The sequence below is a fragment of the Alkalidesulfovibrio alkalitolerans DSM 16529 genome (assembly GCF_000422245.1).
GTDB lineage: Bacteria > Desulfobacterota > Desulfovibrionia > Desulfovibrionales > Desulfovibrionaceae > Alkalidesulfovibrio > Alkalidesulfovibrio alkalitolerans.
Genome location: NZ_ATHI01000027.1, coordinates 198642 through 215477, shown reverse-complemented (window position 1 = coordinate 215477; position 16836 = coordinate 198642). Strand labels below are relative to the sequence as shown.

The 16836-nt window shown below is 67.7% G+C and carries 11 protein-coding genes; 2 read left to right on the top strand and 9 right to left on the bottom strand.

All coding sequences use genetic code 11. From position 1 onward, the window contains the following. Window positions 1-66: 66 nt before the first annotated feature. The 8 genes from DSAT_RS10505 to DSAT_RS10470 form a co-directional block, all read right to left on the bottom strand. A complete protein-coding gene (locus DSAT_RS10505) occupies window positions 67-3321 on the bottom strand; it encodes an efflux RND transporter permease subunit (protein ID WP_020887493.1) in 3255 nt (1084 codons plus the stop codon). Continuing rightward, the gene (locus DSAT_RS10500) at window positions 3311-4471 is read right to left on the bottom strand and encodes an efflux RND transporter periplasmic adaptor subunit (protein WP_020887492.1); all 1161 of its coding nucleotides are present in this window, start codon (window positions 4469-4471) and stop codon (window positions 3311-3313) included. The genes DSAT_RS10505 and DSAT_RS10500 overlap by 11 nt, the downstream gene beginning before the upstream one ends. Before the next feature lie 424 nt (window positions 4472-4895). Then, the gene (alaS, locus tag DSAT_RS10495) at window positions 4896-7544 is read right to left on the bottom strand and encodes an alanine--tRNA ligase (RefSeq protein ID WP_020887491.1); all 2649 of its coding nucleotides are present in this window, start codon (window positions 7542-7544) and stop codon (window positions 4896-4898) included. A gap of 69 nt (window positions 7545-7613) precedes the next feature. Further along, window positions 7614-8675: a recombinase RecA gene (gene recA / locus DSAT_RS10490; RefSeq protein WP_020887490.1), complete on the bottom strand. Its 1062-nt coding sequence runs from the start codon at window positions 8673-8675 to the stop codon at window positions 7614-7616. Between the two features lie 142 nt (window positions 8676-8817). Beyond that, window positions 8818-9483: an AMIN domain-containing protein gene (locus DSAT_RS10485; RefSeq protein WP_040371126.1), complete on the bottom strand. Its 666-nt coding sequence runs from the start codon at window positions 9481-9483 to the stop codon at window positions 8818-8820. Window positions 9484-9764: 281 nt separating this feature from the next. Next, a complete protein-coding gene (locus DSAT_RS10480) occupies window positions 9765-11087 on the bottom strand; it encodes a ferredoxin reductase family protein (protein WP_020887488.1) in 1323 nt (440 codons plus the stop codon). Then, window positions 11084-11605: a hypothetical protein gene (locus DSAT_RS10475; protein ID WP_020887487.1), complete on the bottom strand. Its 522-nt coding sequence runs from the start codon at window positions 11603-11605 to the stop codon at window positions 11084-11086. Before DSAT_RS10475 ends, DSAT_RS10480 begins: the two co-directional genes overlap by 4 nt. A gap of 167 nt (window positions 11606-11772) precedes the next feature. Next, entirely contained in the window at window positions 11773-12612 is an 840-nt protein-coding gene (locus DSAT_RS10470) for a glycosyltransferase family 2 protein (protein WP_020887486.1), read from the bottom strand. Between DSAT_RS10470 and DSAT_RS14945 the strand changes: the two genes are divergently transcribed. Beyond that, window positions 12611-13474: a glycosyltransferase family protein gene (locus DSAT_RS14945; protein WP_235695941.1), complete on the top strand. Its 864-nt coding sequence runs from the start codon at window positions 12611-12613 to the stop codon at window positions 13472-13474. The two genes, DSAT_RS10470 and DSAT_RS14945, sit on opposite strands and share 2 nt — an antisense overlap. A gap of 504 nt (window positions 13475-13978) precedes the next feature. Here the strand turns inward: DSAT_RS14945 and DSAT_RS10460 are convergent. Next, the gene (locus DSAT_RS10460; RefSeq protein WP_020887484.1) at window positions 13979-14635 is read right to left on the bottom strand and encodes a peroxiredoxin; all 657 of its coding nucleotides are present in this window, start codon (window positions 14633-14635) and stop codon (window positions 13979-13981) included. A gap of 497 nt (window positions 14636-15132) precedes the next feature. On the opposite strand from DSAT_RS10460, the gene DSAT_RS10455 reads away from it, so the two are divergent. Continuing rightward, complete coding sequence (locus tag DSAT_RS10455) at window positions 15133-16326, top strand: PhoH family protein (RefSeq protein ID WP_020887483.1); 1194 nt, start codon at window positions 15133-15135, stop codon at window positions 16324-16326. Window positions 16327-16836: the final 510 nt, after the last annotated feature.

Genomic DNA, 16836 nt, shown 5'->3' with positions numbered 1-16836 from the left:
CGTCGGGACCGGCGCTTTCTTGCGCCTTGCATCCGGCACTTTTCGAACGGCCTGCGGCGGGTTGACTCAGGCCTGCTTGGGCTGATCCGTCTCGCCTTGTCCCTTGTTCGCCACGGCGTAGTAGGTCACGGGCACGAGCAGGAGCGAGAACAGGGTCGAGGCCGCGATGCCGAAGATCAGCGCCCAGGCCAGGCCCGAGAAGATCGGGTCCAGGGTGATGGGCCATGCGCCAAGCGCCGTGGTCGCGGCCGTGAGCACGATGGGCCGCATGCGCACCGAGCCGCTGCGCAGCACCGCCTCGCGCAGCGGCGTGCCCCGCGCGACCTCCTCCTGCACGAATTCCACCAGCACCAGCGAATTGCGGATCACGATGCCGCCCAGCGCAATCATGCCGATCATGCTCGTGGCCGTGAAGAAGACCGGATCAGGATAGCCCGCCATCGCGCCGCCCGCCACGAGATTCAGGAGCCAAAAGCCCGGCATGATGCCGAGCAGGGTCAGCGGAATGGCCGCCATGAGCAGCAGCGGCAGGCCAAGTGAGTTGGTCTGGGCCACGAGCAGCACCCAGATCAACACCAGCGCCACGCCGAAGGCGATGCCCAGGTCGCGGAAGACATCCACGGTGATTTTCCATTCGCCCTCGCCCGCCCATTCCGCCCACGTTCCCTCGGGCAGCGGTTCGCGCGCAAGGCGCGAGCGCAGCGAGAGCACGGCCTCGCCCGGCGGCCTGCCCGCCGTGTCCGCGTAAACGTAGGCCACGCGGCGCAGGTTCTTGTGCAGGATGGGCTGGTCCTCGGGCACGAGCGTGAAGCGGCCGAGTTCGCCAAGCGGGATGAGCCTTCCATCATGACCGCGCACGGGCAGCCGCACCAGTTCCGCGACGTCGGCCATGGCCTCGCGTGGCAGCGTCAGGCGAAGATACAGGGGCTGGCGTTCGCGCGGCTCGTGCACCGTGGCCGGGGCCGCGCCCGAGAGCGCCAGGGCCAGGGTCGCGGCCGCGTCCTCGGCCGTGACGCCGTGCAGCGCGGCCTTGGTCTTGTCGAGCACGAAATCCAGGCGCTGCCGGTTCGCCTCGGCGCTGGTCGAGACGTCCACCACCAGATGCTCGTCTTCGAGCATGTCCGCAAGGCTGCGCGCGGCTTCGATCTGGCGCGCGTGGGAGACGTGCGGCGCGGCATAGACCTCGGCCGTGAGGGTCGCGGTCACGGGTGGTCCGGGCGGCCGCTCCACGATGGCGATGCGCGCCCCGTGCCGCCGTGCGATCGCGGTCAGGTCGTCGCGAAGCGCCAGGGCCACGGCGTGGCTTTGCGCCCGCCCGCCGTCCGTGCGCAAATTGATGCGGATGTCGGCCACGTGGCCGCCCGCGCGGTGGGCATGGCCGCGCACCAGGCCGTTGAAGTCGATGGGCGAGGAGGTGCCCGTGAACGAGGTCACGGCCGCCACGTCGGGGACGCGCGCGAGGTACGCCTCGAAGTCGCGCACCGCGCGGTCCGTGGCCTCAAGCGGTGTGCCCTCGTCCATGTCGATGACGATCTGCAACTCGTCGGTGTTGTCGAAGGGCAGCATCTTGAGCGGCACAAGGCCCAAAAGCGGCAGCGAAAGCGAGGCCAGGAGAAGCCCCCCGGTGGAAAGCCACATGACCCTGCGCCGGGCCGGGCTGTCGAGGAAAGGGGCCACGACGCGCTCATAGAGCCTGCGCACGGCCTGGGGCGCGCCCGCGGCGTCCAGGCCCCCGGCCTTGGCCGGTCGGTTTTTGAGCAGCGAGAAGGCCAGCCAGGGCACCACGGTCAGGGCGGCCACGGTGGAGAAGGTCACGGCCAGGGGCACGCCTGCGGCCATGGGCGCCATGTAAGGGCCCATCATGCCGGTGATGAAGAACAGCGGCAGGAAGGTGACGATGATCGCCAGGGTGGACATGAGCACCGGCGGCAGCACCTCGGCCACGGCGTCGAGCGTGGCCCGGCGCGGGTCATGCGGCTTCATGCGCATATGGCGCTGGATGTTGTCCACGTTGGTGATGGGGTCGTCCACCACAAGGCCGAGCGACAGGATGAGCGCGAACAGGGTCACGCGGTTGATGGTGTAGCCCAAAAGCGCGGTGCAGGCCAGGGCCAGGGCGAAGCTGACCGGCACGGCCACGGCCACCACCAGGGCCTCGCGCCGCCCAAGCGCGAAAGCGAGCAGAGCCACGACCGTGGCGATGGCGAAGCCAAGCGACACGAGCAGGTTGTCCACCTTGGCCTGGGCCGAGCGGCCGTAGTCGCGGATCACGCGCATGCGCACGTTTTCGGGCAGCAGGTCGCGGCGCAAGCTCTCGGCCTCGTCGCGCACGGCCTGGGCCACGGTCACGGCGTTTTCGCCGCGCTTCTTGCTCAGGGCCAGGGTCACGCTCTGCCGCATGCCCGGCGTCTCGCCCAGGCGCGCGGCCTCGGACTCGGAAAGCCCGTGGCGCGAAAGGGCCACGGGCTCCACCGGGCCATCGATCACCCGGCCCACGTCAAACAGGCGCACTGGCCTGCCCTCGTGCACCGCGACCACGATCTCGCCCACCTCGTCGGCGGACATGATGAAGGCGTTCAGGGCGATGTTCAGCTCACGGTTGCCGCTGACGAGCGTTCCGGCGCTCACGGCGGCGTCGGCCCCGGCCAGGGCGTCGCGCACCTCCAAGGCCGTGACCCCGAAGCCCGAGAGGCGCTCGGGCGAAAGCTCCACGCGCACCTCGCGCGGCCGCGCGGCCGCGATGTCCACGCGCGAGACGCCGGGCACGGCCGCGAGCCGGGGCAAAAGCTCCTGGGCCACGCGCGTCAGGTCGTGGCCCGAAAGGGCCGGTGCGTCGTCATCCGGCGCGGAGGAAAGCGCCAGGAGCACGATGGGCACGTCGTCCACCTCGACGTTCTTGACCGTCCAGCCATGGACAATGGGCGGCACGAGGTCGAGATTGCGGGAGATGGCGTTGTGCAGCCGCACCAGCGCGTTTTCCCGGCTTTCGCCCACGAAAAAGCGCACCAGGACGTGCGAGCCGTCGCGCCGCGAAGTGGAATAGACGTACTCAACGCCCTCGATCTGCCACAGGATGCGCTCCAGCGGCCCGGTGACGAGTTCCTCCACCTCGCGCGCCGACGCGCCGGGCACCGAAACCGCGACCTCGGCCAGGGGTACGTCGATCTGCGGCTCCTCCTCCTTGGGCGTGACCCACACGGCCGCAGCGCCCATGAGCAGCGCCACGCAGAGCAAAAGCGGCGTCAGGCGCGACTGCAGGAACGCGCCCACGATGCCGGAGATGAGCCGCGAGACGGCGGAAGGGGGCGTTTCAGCCACCATGGGCCGTGTCCGTCAGGGCCAGGGTCTCGCCACCCGAAAGCCCGGCCTGGATTTCGATCAGACCGTCGATTTCGCGGCCCGGCCGGACCGTGATGTCGCGCCAGTCGCCGTCGTCGGCTACGCGCACGGTCACGAGCTGGCCCACGCGGCGAAGCGCGCGCGCTGGCGCGAGCACGGCCTCGCGCTCTCCGGCGGGGATCAGCAGGCGGCCGAACATGCCCTGGTAGATGCCCGGCGCGGGCGGCAGGCTGACGCGCACGATGACCGTGCGCGTGGCCGGGTCGGCCGAGGGCACGATCTCCTCGACCACGCCGGGAAGCTCCATGCCCAGCGCGTCGATGGCCACGGTCAGGCGCGCGCCAAGCGGCACGCGGGCCATGAGCCCTTCGCGCACCGCAGCCTCCAGCCAGAACGCGCCGCCCGTCTGGAGCAGGAGCAGCGGTCTGCCCGGCACGGCCATGTCGCCGGGCTCGATCATGCGCCGCACCACCTCGCCCGCTTCTGGAGCGTCGATGCGCGTGTAGCCCTGGTTGATGCGCGCCTCACGGGTCAGGTTCTCGGACTGGCGCACGGCCGAGGCGGCCTGGGAATATCCTTCGCGGGCCTGGGCCAGCGAAGCCTCGGCTTGGAGCATGTCGCGCCGGGCGCGCTCCATCTCCTCGGCGGCCACCGCGCCTTGCTGGTGCAGGGCGCGAAGCCTTTCGAAGGTCGAACGGGCCTTGTCGGCCTGGGCGCGGGCGGCGGCCACGGCCTGCTCGGCCTGACCGAGCCCGGCGCGCGCTCCGGCCAAGGCTTGCGCGGAAGCCTCGGCCCTGGCCACGAACTCGTCCGCGTCGAGCTCCACGAGCGGCTGGCCCTTTTCCACGCGCTGGCCCGGCCGCACGGCCACCAGGGCCACGCGGCCCATGACCTGACTGGCCACGCTGATCTCGGTCTTGGGCCGCACCGCGCCCACGGCCGTTTCGATCACGGGCACCAGGCGGCGTTCGGCAAAGGCGGTCTCAAGGGGTTGTTCGAGCACGGATGGCGCGTGGGGCTCAGGCCGCTCGGGCGTCTCGCCGCAGGCGGCAAGACCGAGCGCCAACAGGAGCAGACACACGGCCCATGAACGAGACCACGAGACGGCGGAAAAACGGGACGCATTTCTCATGCCCCTCCCATACCCCATCCCCGGAAAGGTTTCAAAAGGTAGCAGGCCGTTCCAAAAGCACCGTCTGCGGCGTTGCTTCGAAAGCCCCGACCCCTCGTGTATATCATTATACGCGTCGGGCCCGGCGCTTTCTTGCGCCTTGCATCCGGCACTTTTGGAACGGCCTGCGAAACCGGACTTGTCGCCAGTCTGTCTGGAGGAGGCGCTGCCTCCTCCAGACCTCCACCGCCAGGGAACGATGTTCCCTGGACCCTGGATTCGCGGCGAAACCATCGCTGGCAGGGCCGACATCGGTGCGGCGGTGAGCGTCCCTGGGCAATGCTTTCCCGGAGCCGTCGCAGACGGCTTCGGGAATCGCAGGGGGTCCGGGGGAGATCATCTCCCCCGGCGGGGTGCGGGGCGGAGCCCCGATTCAACAGTCTGCCTAGCTCTTGGCGAGCAAAGACTCCAGTATGGCAAAGGCCTTGTCGATGCCCGAGGCGTCGGTGCCTCCGGCCTGGGCCATGTCCGGCCTGCCGCCGCCGGAGCCGCCGATGGCCGCGGCCACGTCCTTGATCAGCGACTGGGCCGTGAAGCGGCCGTGCAGATCCTTGGACACGGCCAGGATCAGGCTGACCTTGCCGTCCTCCTGGGGTGCGGCCAGGGCCGCCACGCCAGAGGGCATCTTGGAGCGGATGTCGTCCATCTGCTCGCGCAGCGCCTTCACGGAGACGCCCTCGACGCGCGCCGCGAGCAGCTTGACCCCGGCCACCTCGCGCACGTCGTCCATGAGGCTCTTGCCCGCGCCGGAGAGCAGCCGCGCCTGCAACTGCTCGCGCTCCTTGCGCAGGCCCTTGATTTCGGCCTGAAGCTCGGTGATGCGGGCCGTGATCTCGCCCGGCCGCGACTTGAGCAGCGCGGCGGCCTGGGCGGCCTCGGCCCGAAGCCGCGCGATCTCGGCCAGGGCGTTTTCGCCCGTGGCGGCCTCGATGCGGCGCACTCCGGCGGCCACGCCGGATTCGGAGACGATCATGAACGGCCCGGCCTGGCCGGTGTTGGAGAGGTGCGTGCCGCCGCAAAGCTCCATGGACACGCCCGGCACCTCGATCACGCACACGGACTCGCCGTACTTCTCGCCGAAGAGCGCGGTTGCGCCGCGCTCCATGGCGGCCTTCACGGACATGACCTCGCGCGCCACGGGGATGGCCGCGAGGACGGCCTCGTTGACGCGCTTTTCGATCGCGGCGATCTCCTGCGGCGTCAGCGCGCTGATGTGGGTGAAGTCGAAGCGAAGCCGATCCGGGCCCACGAGCGAGCCCGCCTGCTTGACGTGCTCGCCAAGAACCTCGCGCAGCGCGGCGTGCAGCAGGTGCGTGGTGGTGTGGTTGCGGGCCGTGGACAGGCGCGCCTCCTCGTCCACGATGAGTCTGGCCTCCTGGCCGCGTCCCAGGTCGCCTTCGGTCACGAAGACCTTGTGCACGTGCAGTTCGGGCGCGGGCTTGAGGGTGTCGAGCACGTCGGCCGCGCCGGACATGGTCTCGATGGCGCCCACGTCGCCCGCCTGCCCGCCTGACTCGCCGTAGAAGGGTGTTTTGGCGGCGACCACGTAGCCGCCCTGGCCCTGCGGCAGCTTCTCCACGGGCTGCCCGGCCTCGTCGAGCACGGCCACGAGCTTGGATTCGGCCGTGAGCGCGTCGTAGCCGACGAACTCGCACGACAGGCCCGTCTCCAGGAGCGCGGCGAAGCGGCCAGCGAGATCCTGCTCGCCCGAGCCCTTCCAGGCCTCGCGGGCGCGGGCCTTCTGTTCGGCCATGCAGGCCGTGAAGCCCTTCTCGTCCACGGTAAAGCCCTGCTTTTCGGCCACGTCCTTGACGATGTCGATGGGGAAGCCGAAGGTGTCGTAGAGCTTGAAGCAGAGTTGCCCCGGCACCACCGTGGCCTTGGCCTTGGCGAGCGCGGCCAGCTCCTCGGAGAGGATGTCGAGCCCCTTGCCCAGGGTGCGGGCGAAGCGTTCCTCCTCCTCGCGCACCACGCGCGCCATGAAGCCCTTGTTCTCGGTCAGGTCGGGGTAGGCCTCGCCCATGACCTCGGCCACCTTCTCGCAGACCTTGTACATGAAGGGCTCGGTGAAGCCGATGAGCGTGCCGAAGCGCAGCGCCCGGCGGATGATGCGGCGAAGCTCGTAGGCCCGGCCCTCGTTGGAGGGCATCACGCCGTCGGTGATGAGGAAGGCGGCGGCGCGGGAGTGGTCCGCGATGACGCGCAGGGCCACGTCCTGCTCCTCGTCGCCCGAGCCGTACTTCACCTTGGCCAGGGCGGCGATGAAGCCGATCAGCTCCTGGAAGAGGTCGCACTCGAAGTTGGAGGTCTTGCCCTGGCACACGGCGGCCACGCGTTCGAGGCCCATGCCGGTGTCGATGGAGGGGCGCGGCAGGGGCACGCGGTTGCCCGGCGCGATCTGGTCGTACTGCATGAAGACGAGGTTCCAGATTTCCAGGAACCGGTCGCAGTCGCAACGGCCGATGCCGCAGTCCGGGCCGCAGCTCATCTGCTCGCCCTGGTCCACGTAGATCTCGGAGCAGGGACCGCAGGGGCCGGTGTCGCCCATGGACCAGAAGTTGTCCTTCTCGCCGAGGCGGAAGATGCGCTCGGGCGCGACGCCCGCCACGGTGCGCCACAACTCATCGGCTTCGTCGTCGTCGGTGTAGACCGTGACGTAGAGGCGGTCCTTGGACAAGCCGAGTTCTTTGGTCACGAACTCCCAGGCGTAGCGGATGGCCTCGGCCTTGAAGTAGTCGCCAAAGGAGAAGTTGCCGAGCATCTCGAAGAAGGTGTGGTGGCGCGCGGTGCGGCCCACGTTCTCCAGGTCGTTGTGCTTGCCCGAGATGCGCAGACACTTCTGCGAGGTGGCGGCGCGGGAGTAGGCGCGCTTCTCCTGGCCCAGGAAGAGTTTCTTGAACTGCACCATGCCCGCGTTGGTGAAGTACAAGGTGGGGTCGTCGCGCGGGACCAGGGGCGAGGAGGGAACCACCTCGTGGCCCTGGCGGGCGAAGTAGTCGAGAAAGCGCCTGCGGATTTCGCTCGCGGTCATCATCGGGAAAAAGCTCCTTTACGGAAAATGGCGGGACCGGACGCTGCCGATCCCGCCCTTGCGTCGCGGGGGTTAGTCGTCGGTTGCGGGGGTTTCGTCGTCCTTGGCCGAAAGATCGAGCATGCCCAGATGCTGCATCAGGTCCTGCTCGATGCGCGCCATGAGATCGGGATTGTCCAGAAGGAGCGTGCGCACGTTCTCCTTGCCCTGGCCCAGGCGCTCGGAGCCATAGGAGAACCACGAGCCGGACTTGTCGATGACCTTGGCGTCCACGCCCAGGTCGATGAGCTCGCCCGGCCGGGAGATGCCCGTGCCGTAGAGCACGTCGAAGGAGGCCTCGCGGAAGGGCGGCGCGACCTTGTTCTTGACGATCTTCACGCGGGCGCGCACGCCGTAGGCCTCGTCCTGGTTCTTCAGGGTCTGGATGCGGCGGATGTCCAGGCGCAGCGAGGAGTAGAATTTGAGCGCGTTGCCGCCGGTGGTGGTCTCGGGGTTGCCGTAGCCCATGGTGCCGATCTTCATGCGGATCTGGTTGATGAAGATGACGGCCGTGTTGGACTTGTGGATGGAGCCGGTGAGCTTGCGCAGGGCGTGCGACATGAGGCGTGCCTGTCCGCCCACCTGGGTCTCGCCCATGCTGCCTTCGAGTTCGGCCTGGGGGATGAGCGCGGCCACGGAGTCCACGACGATGACGTCCACGGCGCCGGAGCGCACGAGCATGTCCGCGATGTCCAGGGCCTGCTCGCCGTAGTCGGGCTGGGAGATGAGCAGGTCGTTGGTCATCACGCCCAGGCGGCGGGCGTACTTGATGTCCAGGGCGTGCTCGGCGTCGATGAAGGCGGCCGTGCCCCCGGCCTTCTGGGCCTCGGCGATGATGTGCAGCGCCAGCGTGGTCTTGCCGCTGGATTCGGGGCCGAAGATTTCGGTCACGCGGCCGCGCGGGATGCCGCCCACGCCAAGCGCCAGGTCCAGGCCGATGGAGCCCGTGGGGATGACCGGGATGGCCTGGTGGGCGTCCTCGGAGAGGGTCATGATGGAGCCCTGGCCCCACTTGCGTTCGATGGTCGTCAGGGCGGTCTTCAGCGCGTCGCGGCGGCTGTCTTCGGGGGATGCGGTCGCTGCCTTGCGGGCCATGTGAGCCTCCGGGTGAAAGATGGCGAAACCAGTCGTCAGTAGCAGATGAGTCGCCGCCGGGCAAGGCGGCTCGTCAGGCCGTCCCCGGCGCAGCATCCGCGGCGTTGCCGCAAAAGCGACAGGGCCGGGGCCTTGCGGGGGGCTACTCCCGGAAGAGGACCACGAGGCCGTCGTCTATCTTGCTGGTCTCGGAGCGGTACGCAGTCTGCGGATCGAGGTCGAAGACCACCCGCAGTTTGTCCGGGTGGCGGCCCAGGCGCACGGACTTGAGCCCATGCGAGGCCACGACCATCTCGCGCGCGCCCTTGGGCGCCCAGTCGCCGGGCACGTCCAGGATCATGCGCTTGGGGTTCTCCAGGAAAAAGGTGGAGAAATCCACGGGCCCGCCGAACACCAGGCGCACCATGAGTTCGCCGTCCTTGATTCCCCTGTTGACCGAAACGCTGCCGCGCCTGAGGGCGGGCTTTTGCGCCGGGGCCGTGGCCAGGGGCGAGGGAGGGTCGGGTTGCGGCCTGACGGCTTGCGAAGTGGACTTCGGAGCAGTCTTTGCGGCCTCGGCTTTGCCTTCCAGCGTCGTAGCCGGGGCAGTCGGGGCAGCCGGAGAAGGCGGCCTGGCCGTCTCGGCCGCGGGTTTGGGCAGGGTCATGGATTCGCGCGGCAGCGGCGGCTCGGGCAGGATCAGGGGCGGCGGCTCGGTGGCGTTTTGCGCCTGCTCGGTTTTCCTGATCTGCTCTTCGGGCGGCAGGTCCGCCTTGGCCCGTGAGGGCGGCGTTACGGCGCGCCGCACGGTGTAGTCATCGGGGCTCACGTTCGCGGCCGGCTCCTGGGCCTGGGCCTGACCGGGGACGAGGGGTGCGAGAAAGGCGACCACCAGAAGTGCGGCGCATGAGATGGCCCACAGAGACCGCAGACACGCGCGAGCGCGACGGCATGGAGCCGCTCGCGTGGCCCCGGCGGGCCGTGGGGGGTGGTGGTGTCCGCTCTGCATGCCGTTTGGGCTTGTGTCCTGCCGGTTCCGAAAATCTCCCAACGGTCAATACGGCGGATGAACCGGCTTGGCAAGTCCGGGGCCGCTTTCGGGTCGGTCTGTCAGAGCGCGAACTCCTCCAGGTGGATGCGCGAGGGGGCAAATCCCTCGCGCAGGAGCGCATCGCGGCAGAAGGCCATGAACGGCGGCGGGCCGCAGACGAAGCAGCGCGCCTGGCGGGGAACCTCGGTGATCAGGGAGGCAAGCCCCGGGCCGTCGAGACGGGCCGTGCTCGGCCCTCTGGTGAAGACGTGGTGCAGCCGAAATCCCGGCAGGGTGGCGGCCAGGGTTCCGATCTCCTCGGCGTGCACCACGTCCTCGGGCGTGCGGTTGCACCAGATCAGGGTCACGTGGCGCTTGGCGGCCTCTGGCCCGGCGTGGGCCGAGGCGGCCATGTGGCGCAGCATGGAGAGCATGGGCGTGATGCCCACGCCCCCGGCCAAAAAGAGCAGTTCATCGGCAGGGGGCGCGCCGCGCACGAGGTGGCTGAAACGGCCGTAGGGGCCGCGCACGAAGGTAGTGTCGCCGGGCGAGAGCGCGCCGAGTCGGGCCGTGTAATCGCCCGAGCAGCGGATGGTGAAGCGAAGCGCGTCTTCGCCCGGAGCCGAGGCGATGGTGAAGGGGTGCTCCTCGCGCGGCAGGGCCGGGCTTTGCAGGGTCAGAAAGGCGAATTGGCCGGGCGCGTGGTCGAAGACGGGGCCGGATTCGGGCGCGAGCACGATCTCGTGCGCCTCGCCGCCAAGCGGCGTGACGCTCTTCACACGGCAGTGCAGCGGCCTGGGCGCGAAGCGAAGCAGCAGATACACGGCCGCGATCAGCGGCAGGGCCAAGTCCGCGGCCTTGAACGGGCCGCCCACGAAGGAGGCGTGCAGCCCCACGACCAGGGCCAGACCCAGCGCGGCCAGCCGGTGCGCGGGCAGCCAGAGATGGAAGGGCAACTCCAGCCAAGCGCGCCAGCGCGCCACGGCGGCCAGCCCCCAGAGCATGGTCAGCGCTGTCGCCCCGGCCACCAGCGGCCACTGTGAGATGGCAGGAGCGCCCAAGCCCACTTCCTCGGGATAGAAAATGATGAAGGGATGGGACAGGGCCAGCAGGGCGGCGGCGATGCCGAAAGCCCGGTGCCCGAGGAACAGGCGGTCGAGCCCGGCGAACCTGTCGAGCAGACGGCAGCGGCTGGCGATGGCGAACTGCACGGCCAGGCACAGGGCGGCGGCCATGCCCACGGAGCGTCCCGCCGCGCGCCACCATTCAGGCGAGTACGGCGGAGCTTGCTCGCCCGCGAGCACGATCAGCGGCGCGCCGATCACGGTCAGGACGGCTGCCAGGAGCAGAAGCCGCGCGCCCAGGCCCGAGGCGGCGGCAAGGGTCACGGGTTTCGCGCTCATGCGCCACCTCCCTTGGCCATGGCCGGGTGCCGGGCCGCAGCGCCGCCCGCGTTCCTGACGCAGCCGCGAAGGGCCGCGCGCGGGCCTTCGGGCCGCACAAGGCCCAAAATGACGTGGGCCAGGGGGATTTTGGCCCAGAGGATGGCGATGTCCGCGAAGGTGGATTGCAGGAGCACGGTGGCAAGCGTCACCGGGCCCCACCAGGTGGTCAGCGAGTACCAGGCCATGGCCACGGTGCCGATGATGACCGTGAACCAGGCGGCCAGCACGGCGTAGGGCGCGAGGTCGCGGCGCAGGAAGAGGAACGGCAGGACGAAGGCATTGGCCCCGCCGACGACGGCCGGAATCCAGTTGTATAGCGAGTCCTGCACCGGGTGGATGCGCAGGTGCAGAAGCAGCCCGCCGAGCGATATCCAGAACCAGGCGAAGGCCAGCAGGCGGGCGAGGCGGCGCGGGTCGCTCAACGCGCCCGGGGGAGTTGTCTTGCGCGGAACGGGGGCTGTCTGTGCGGATGTCACGGCGCGTCTTCCTCCATGGGTTCTCGCGCCTTAATATTACCGGGAGCGCAAAGTTTTTTACTTTGCGCTCCCGCGGCTTCGCCGCTTCAGCCCGCCTTTGGTGGGCCGTATTGATAACCCGGCGCACGAAAATATTGCATATTTTCTGCCCCGGGTAATACCACAAATCAGGCCCGAGGAAACCCCTTTGTCGTCTCGCGGACCAGGGTTTCAAGCCGCTTCACGTCCTCGGCGCGGGGAATGAGTCCCCGGCCGAAGGGCGCGGCCCACGGCTCGCCGCGCAACAGCGCGTCGGCCCAGCGGCCCGTCTCGGGCGAAAAGAAGCGCCTGGTGTTGCGCACCAGATGCGCCTTGGCCCGGCCGTCGTTGGCCTGGGCCAGGTGCGAGAAGTTGCCGCCGTGCCAGTGATGGCGGAAGAGCACCGCGCCCACGCGGCGAAAGACGCACCCGGCCTGGGCCATCTGGACCCACAGGTCCCAGTCCTCGTAGTCCGTGTTGGCGCGAAACCCGCGTGTGCGCGCCAGGGCCGCGCGCCTGAACATGGCCGTGGGCGCGAGGATGTTCTGGATGCGCAACAGCCCGGGATCGAATTCGGGCAGGCGCACGGCGCGCGCCGTTCCATCCGCCTCCACCTCCTCGTAGTCGGGATAGGCCACGTCCGCGCCCGCGTCGAGCGCCCCGGCCAGGGCCGCAAGAAAACCCGGCAGCGGCTCGTCGTCGGGGTCCAGGCAGACCGCGTAGTCGCCCGAGGCCGCGGCGAGCCCCTCGTTTCGCGTCCGGCCCGGCCTGCCGCCGTGGCTCAGGCGAAGGAGCGCGGACCTGGCCGCGCCCAATCCGGGCAGCAGGCGCTCGGCCACGGCCACGGAGTCGTCCGTGCTGCCGTCGTCGGCCAGCACGATCTCGGTGCGCTCGCGCGGGAAGTCCTGCGCGGCCAGCGCGCCGAACAGGCGCGGCAAAAAGCGCGCGTAGTTGTGGCAGGGAACGACGACGGAAACGCTGGCGACCATGTCCCGACTTTACAGCACGCGGGGGCTGATGCACAATCCAAACATCATGGCCGCGCGGCGCACCATCACCATGACCCTGTTCAACAGGCCCGAGTACCTGCGGAAGGTGCTCGGCGCGCTTTCGCGCTGCATCGGCATCGAGCGCTACCACCTCATCGCCTGCGTGGAACCCGGCAACGCCGAGGTTCTGGATCTGGCGCGCGGCGTCGGCTTCACCCGCTCCACGCGCGTGGTGGAGAACGAAAAGCTCCTCTCCTGTCCGGTGAACGTCTATCAGGCGCTGTCCCTGGCTTTTCTGGAGACCGACTACAACATCCACCTCGAAGACGACATCCTGCTCGCGCGCGACGCGCTGCTCTACTTCGAGCACTGCGGCCGGGCCTTTCGCGACGACGCCTCCGTCTTCACCGTGACCGCCTACAACAACCAGAAGCCGCCCGAGCCGGAGTGGGGCCGCACGGCGCGTCGCGCCTGGTTCACGCCCTGGTCCTGGGCCACCTGGCGCGACCGCTTCGAGGAGATGCGGCCGCTGTGGGACTTTGACTACTCGCACGGCAACTGGGATAATAACCTGAACACGCGGGTGCGCGGCGAGCGGGTGGAGATATTCCCCATCCTGGCCAGGGCGCAGAACATCGGCGTGGAGGGCGTGCACATCCCCTCGGCCGAGTGGGGCCGCACCTTCCACTACAACGAGTTCTGGGCGGGCCGGGTGGCCGCGCCCAGGAACCCGGACTGGGCCGAGAATCCCGACTGGGAGTGGAGCCCGCACCAGGCCGATCCCGAGCAACTCCGGAAGCTGCCGCGCGAGTGGCTGCGCGCGGCGGGCATTCCTCTGCCGCCTGAGCTGGACGAAGACTAGCGGGCTGCTGAAAACGCGCCATCTGCGGCGTTGCAGCGAAAGCGCCGATCCCTCGCGTATTGAGCAGCCCGGCAAAAGGTGTTTGGCAACGCCACCGTTGAATGCGGTACCTTTTGGAGACTGCTTATTGCCTGGAGCAGAGAGCATGCAATGTTTTCTGCTCCGGGTAATATTCTTTGATACGCGTCGGGCCTGGATTGTTCTTGCGCCCTGCATCCGACGCGTTTTGAGCAGCCCGACAAAAGGTGTTTGGCAACGAGTTTTGGCAGTTGTCAAATGGCGTTTGACAACTGCTCTTCAACCTAGTCGCTTTCCTTGAAAATCGCTTAAAGGGGGTGGCGGATGTTCTGTTTGGCCGCCCGGTTGAACCCGGTCAATCCGAAGAGATATCCGAGGGAAAATCCGGGGGAGTCGAGGCGGTTCGGTTGAAGCGGGCGGCGTGGTCGCCGCCCGCTTCTCCGTTTCAATCAGTATGTAGCCGAAGCGAAGGCGGGTTTCGAGTTCCTAGTCGTTCAAGGCCTCGTAGACCTTGCCCACCAGCTTCTCCGAGGGCGTCAGCGTCTTCTTGCCCGGCTCCCACTTGGCCGGGCAGGCCTCGGCCGGATGGTCCTTCAGGTAGACGTTGGCCTTCATCTTGCGCACCAGTTCGTCGGCGTTGCGGCCCACGTTGTAGAAGTTGATCTCCGAGCCCACGAGCACGCCTTCGGGATTGATGACGAAGGTGCCGCGCAGGGCCAGGCCGGTCTCGCCGTCATAGACGCCGAAGTAGCGCGATATCTTACCCGTGGGGTCGGCGGCCATCTTGTACCCGACGTTGGCCAGGAGCCGCTCGTCCGTGCGCCAGGCCATGTGCGTGAACTTGGTGTCCGTGGAAACGGAAATGACTTCGCAGCCGAGCTCTTTCAGTTCGGGATGCTTGTCGGCCAGATCGGCCAGCTCCGTGGGGCAGACGAAGGTGAAGTCGGCCGGGTAGAAGACCAGCACGACCCACTTTCCGCCCTTGCGCAGCTTTTTCAGCTCGATCTCGCCGAAGCCGCCTTCCTTGGGGTCGTAGACTTCCATCTTGAAGTTCTCGACCTCCTTGCCGATCCGCGCGTGCTGGTCGCAGCAGCAATGGTGGTGATGGTGCCCCTCACGGCAGCATTTGTTTTCTTCGCTCATTGTATGTCCTCCTGTTCGGGTGATGTCGGGCCGGCCCGCTGAACGATGTTTTGCAACGCTCAGCGAAGGCCACTTAGTCCATCGTAGTATTCGGACGTGTGATTCTCGTCAAGAGGCAGGATGAAGTCGTGTCCGCGAGGCAAGAGGTCGCTCGCAGGCGGGCTTGCGGTCCGAAAAGCCAGGGTGTAACAGGGATGACACGCACGAGGCCTATACATTGGGCCATGGCTTCCCATGAAGTCGAATGCGATGTGCGCAAGGAAAGGCGGCATCAACGCGAATCCTGGCACGCCTCGCCGCGCCGCGAGCGGTCCGGCGAACGGCCGAACGAACCCAGGCCGTCAGGGCCGAATTTCCCGCACGACGGGACCGGGCCTTGCTTGTCCCGGCCGATCCCCCTCCCAAACGTCCCCAACGCCGGATTTCGCGGCGCAGACCTTGTCCTGGTCGTGCGCCGCGCGGCGTCCCATACCCCCAACGTCACCACCGGAGCCACAATGCAGCCCATGAAGAAGCAGTTCATCGTGGACACCAACGTTCTCCTGGAAGATCCCAAAGCGCTCCTGCAACTGCGCAACGGCGCGGAGAACGACGTCTTCATTCCCTACCACGTCCTGCTCGAACTCAACAAATTCAAGAAGGATCCGCGTCTGGGCCACATCGTCAGCCGCGTGGTCGCGCTGCTCGCCGAGCACCCCGACGCCTTCAGGATTCTCAAGGCCGAGCGCATCGCCGAGGCCTTCAGCAGCCACGTGGACAACTTCATCCTCGACGAGATCACCGCCTCGGGCATCGAGAAGCCCATCCTGGTGACCAACGACAAGCTGTTGCAGTTGCAGGCCGCGAGCAAGGGCATCGACTCCGAGGCCTACAAGGAGTCCATGCCCTTCAAGTCCGAGGCCGAGTACTACACCGGCTTCACGGACAACGGGACCGCGCCCATCGCCAATTCCTTCCGCTGGATCGAGGGCCGTCCGGTCTTCCACGGGCCCGAGGGCGAGAAGGTCGTCAGCTACCAGCACAAGGCCTGGGGCGTGACCCCGCGCAGCGTGTACCAGAACCTGGCCCTGGAGTTGCTCACTCACCCGGCGATCGACATCGTCTCCATCCAGAGCGAGGCGGGCTACGGCAAGAGCTTTCTGGCCCTGGCCGCCGCGCTGCATCTGGTGCTGGAGAAGAAGAGCCATCAGAAGGTCTACGTGGTCAAGCCCATGTACGAGATCGGCCAGAAACTCGGCTACCTGCCGGGCAAGGTCGAGGAAAAGATGGAGCCCTACACGCGCTACATCTCCGACCTGATCATGAAGCTGCACGCGCTTCGGCCCGCGAACCGTCTGTTCACCAACCCCGACGTGTACCCGCCGCAGTTCGACATCAAGCGCTTCGAGCTTCTGCCTCTGGCCTACATCCGGGGCATGACCATCGAGAACGCCGTGGTCATCGTGGACGAGATGCAAAACCTCTCGCGCAACGAGACGCGCGCCCTGCTCTCGCGCATGGGCGAGGGCGTGAAGTGCTTCTGCCTGGGCGACACGCGCCAGATCGACAACCCCTACCTCTCGCAGGAGAACAACGGCCTGAACTGGGTGGTCAAGAAATTCAAGGGCTCGGACATCTACGCGCACCTGGTGCTCAAGGGCGAGAAGTCGCGCGGCCCCATCACCGACTTGGTCATCAAGAGCGGCCTGTAGGGGCCAAGCCGCCGAAAAGCCCCATTTGCGGGATTGCTGCGGAGAGTCCAGTCCCTCGCGTATGTCTTTAGGGCGGCCTATGACTCTGTTGCGCCAATTGTTGAGCAACTACGTTCCGCAGACCGTTCAAAAAGCGCCAGATGCAAGGCGCAAGAAAGCGCCGGGCCCGACGCGTATTCCAGATACGCGAGGGGTCGGCGCTTTTGCAGCAACGCCGCAGATGGTGTTTTGGGGACGGTCTGCGCGGATGACAGGCGATGCAGCCTGTGCTAGGCATGGAATGCGAGGTTCCATGCGGTCGGTTCGCGAGTTGCGTTCACGGGCCGTGGCCGCGCGGCAGCCGAAGGAAAAGGCCGCGAACGAGATTGTTGACGAACTTCTTTTCCTAGGCTGCTCAAAAAGGCCCAGATGCAAGGCGCAAGAAAAGTTCAAGGCCGACGCGTATTAGCAATACGCGAGGATTTGAACTTTTCGCAGCAACGCAGCAGATGGGACTTTTTCAGCAGCCGG

What these genes read in the sequence shown, in the direction of transcription:
- DSAT_RS10505 (WP_020887493.1), bottom strand. Translation starts at nt 3,321, where the DNA reads ATGGTGGCTGAAACGCCCCCTTCCGCCGTCTCGCGGCTCATCTCCGGC.
- DSAT_RS10500 (WP_020887492.1), bottom strand. Translation starts at nt 4,471, where the DNA reads ATGAGAAATGCGTCCCGTTTTTCCGCCGTCTCGTGGTCTCGTTCATGG.
- alaS (WP_020887491.1), bottom strand. Translation starts at nt 7,544, where the DNA reads ATGATGACCGCGAGCGAAATCCGCAGGCGCTTTCTCGACTACTTCGCC.
- recA (WP_020887490.1), bottom strand. Translation starts at nt 8,675, where the DNA reads ATGGCCCGCAAGGCAGCGACCGCATCCCCCGAAGACAGCCGCCGCGAC.
- DSAT_RS10480 (WP_020887488.1), bottom strand. Translation starts at nt 11,087, where the DNA reads ATGAGCGCGAAACCCGTGACCCTTGCCGCCGCCTCGGGCCTGGGCGCG.
- DSAT_RS14945 (WP_235695941.1), top strand. Translation starts at nt 12,611, where the DNA reads ATGTCCCGACTTTACAGCACGCGGGGGCTGATGCACAATCCAAACATC.
- DSAT_RS10470 (WP_020887486.1), bottom strand. Translation starts at nt 12,612, where the DNA reads ATGGTCGCCAGCGTTTCCGTCGTCGTTCCCTGCCACAACTACGCGCGC.
- DSAT_RS10460 (WP_020887484.1), bottom strand. Translation starts at nt 14,635, where the DNA reads ATGAGCGAAGAAAACAAATGCTGCCGTGAGGGGCACCATCACCACCAT.
- DSAT_RS10455 (WP_020887483.1), top strand. Translation starts at nt 15,133, where the DNA reads ATGCAGCCCATGAAGAAGCAGTTCATCGTGGACACCAACGTTCTCCTG.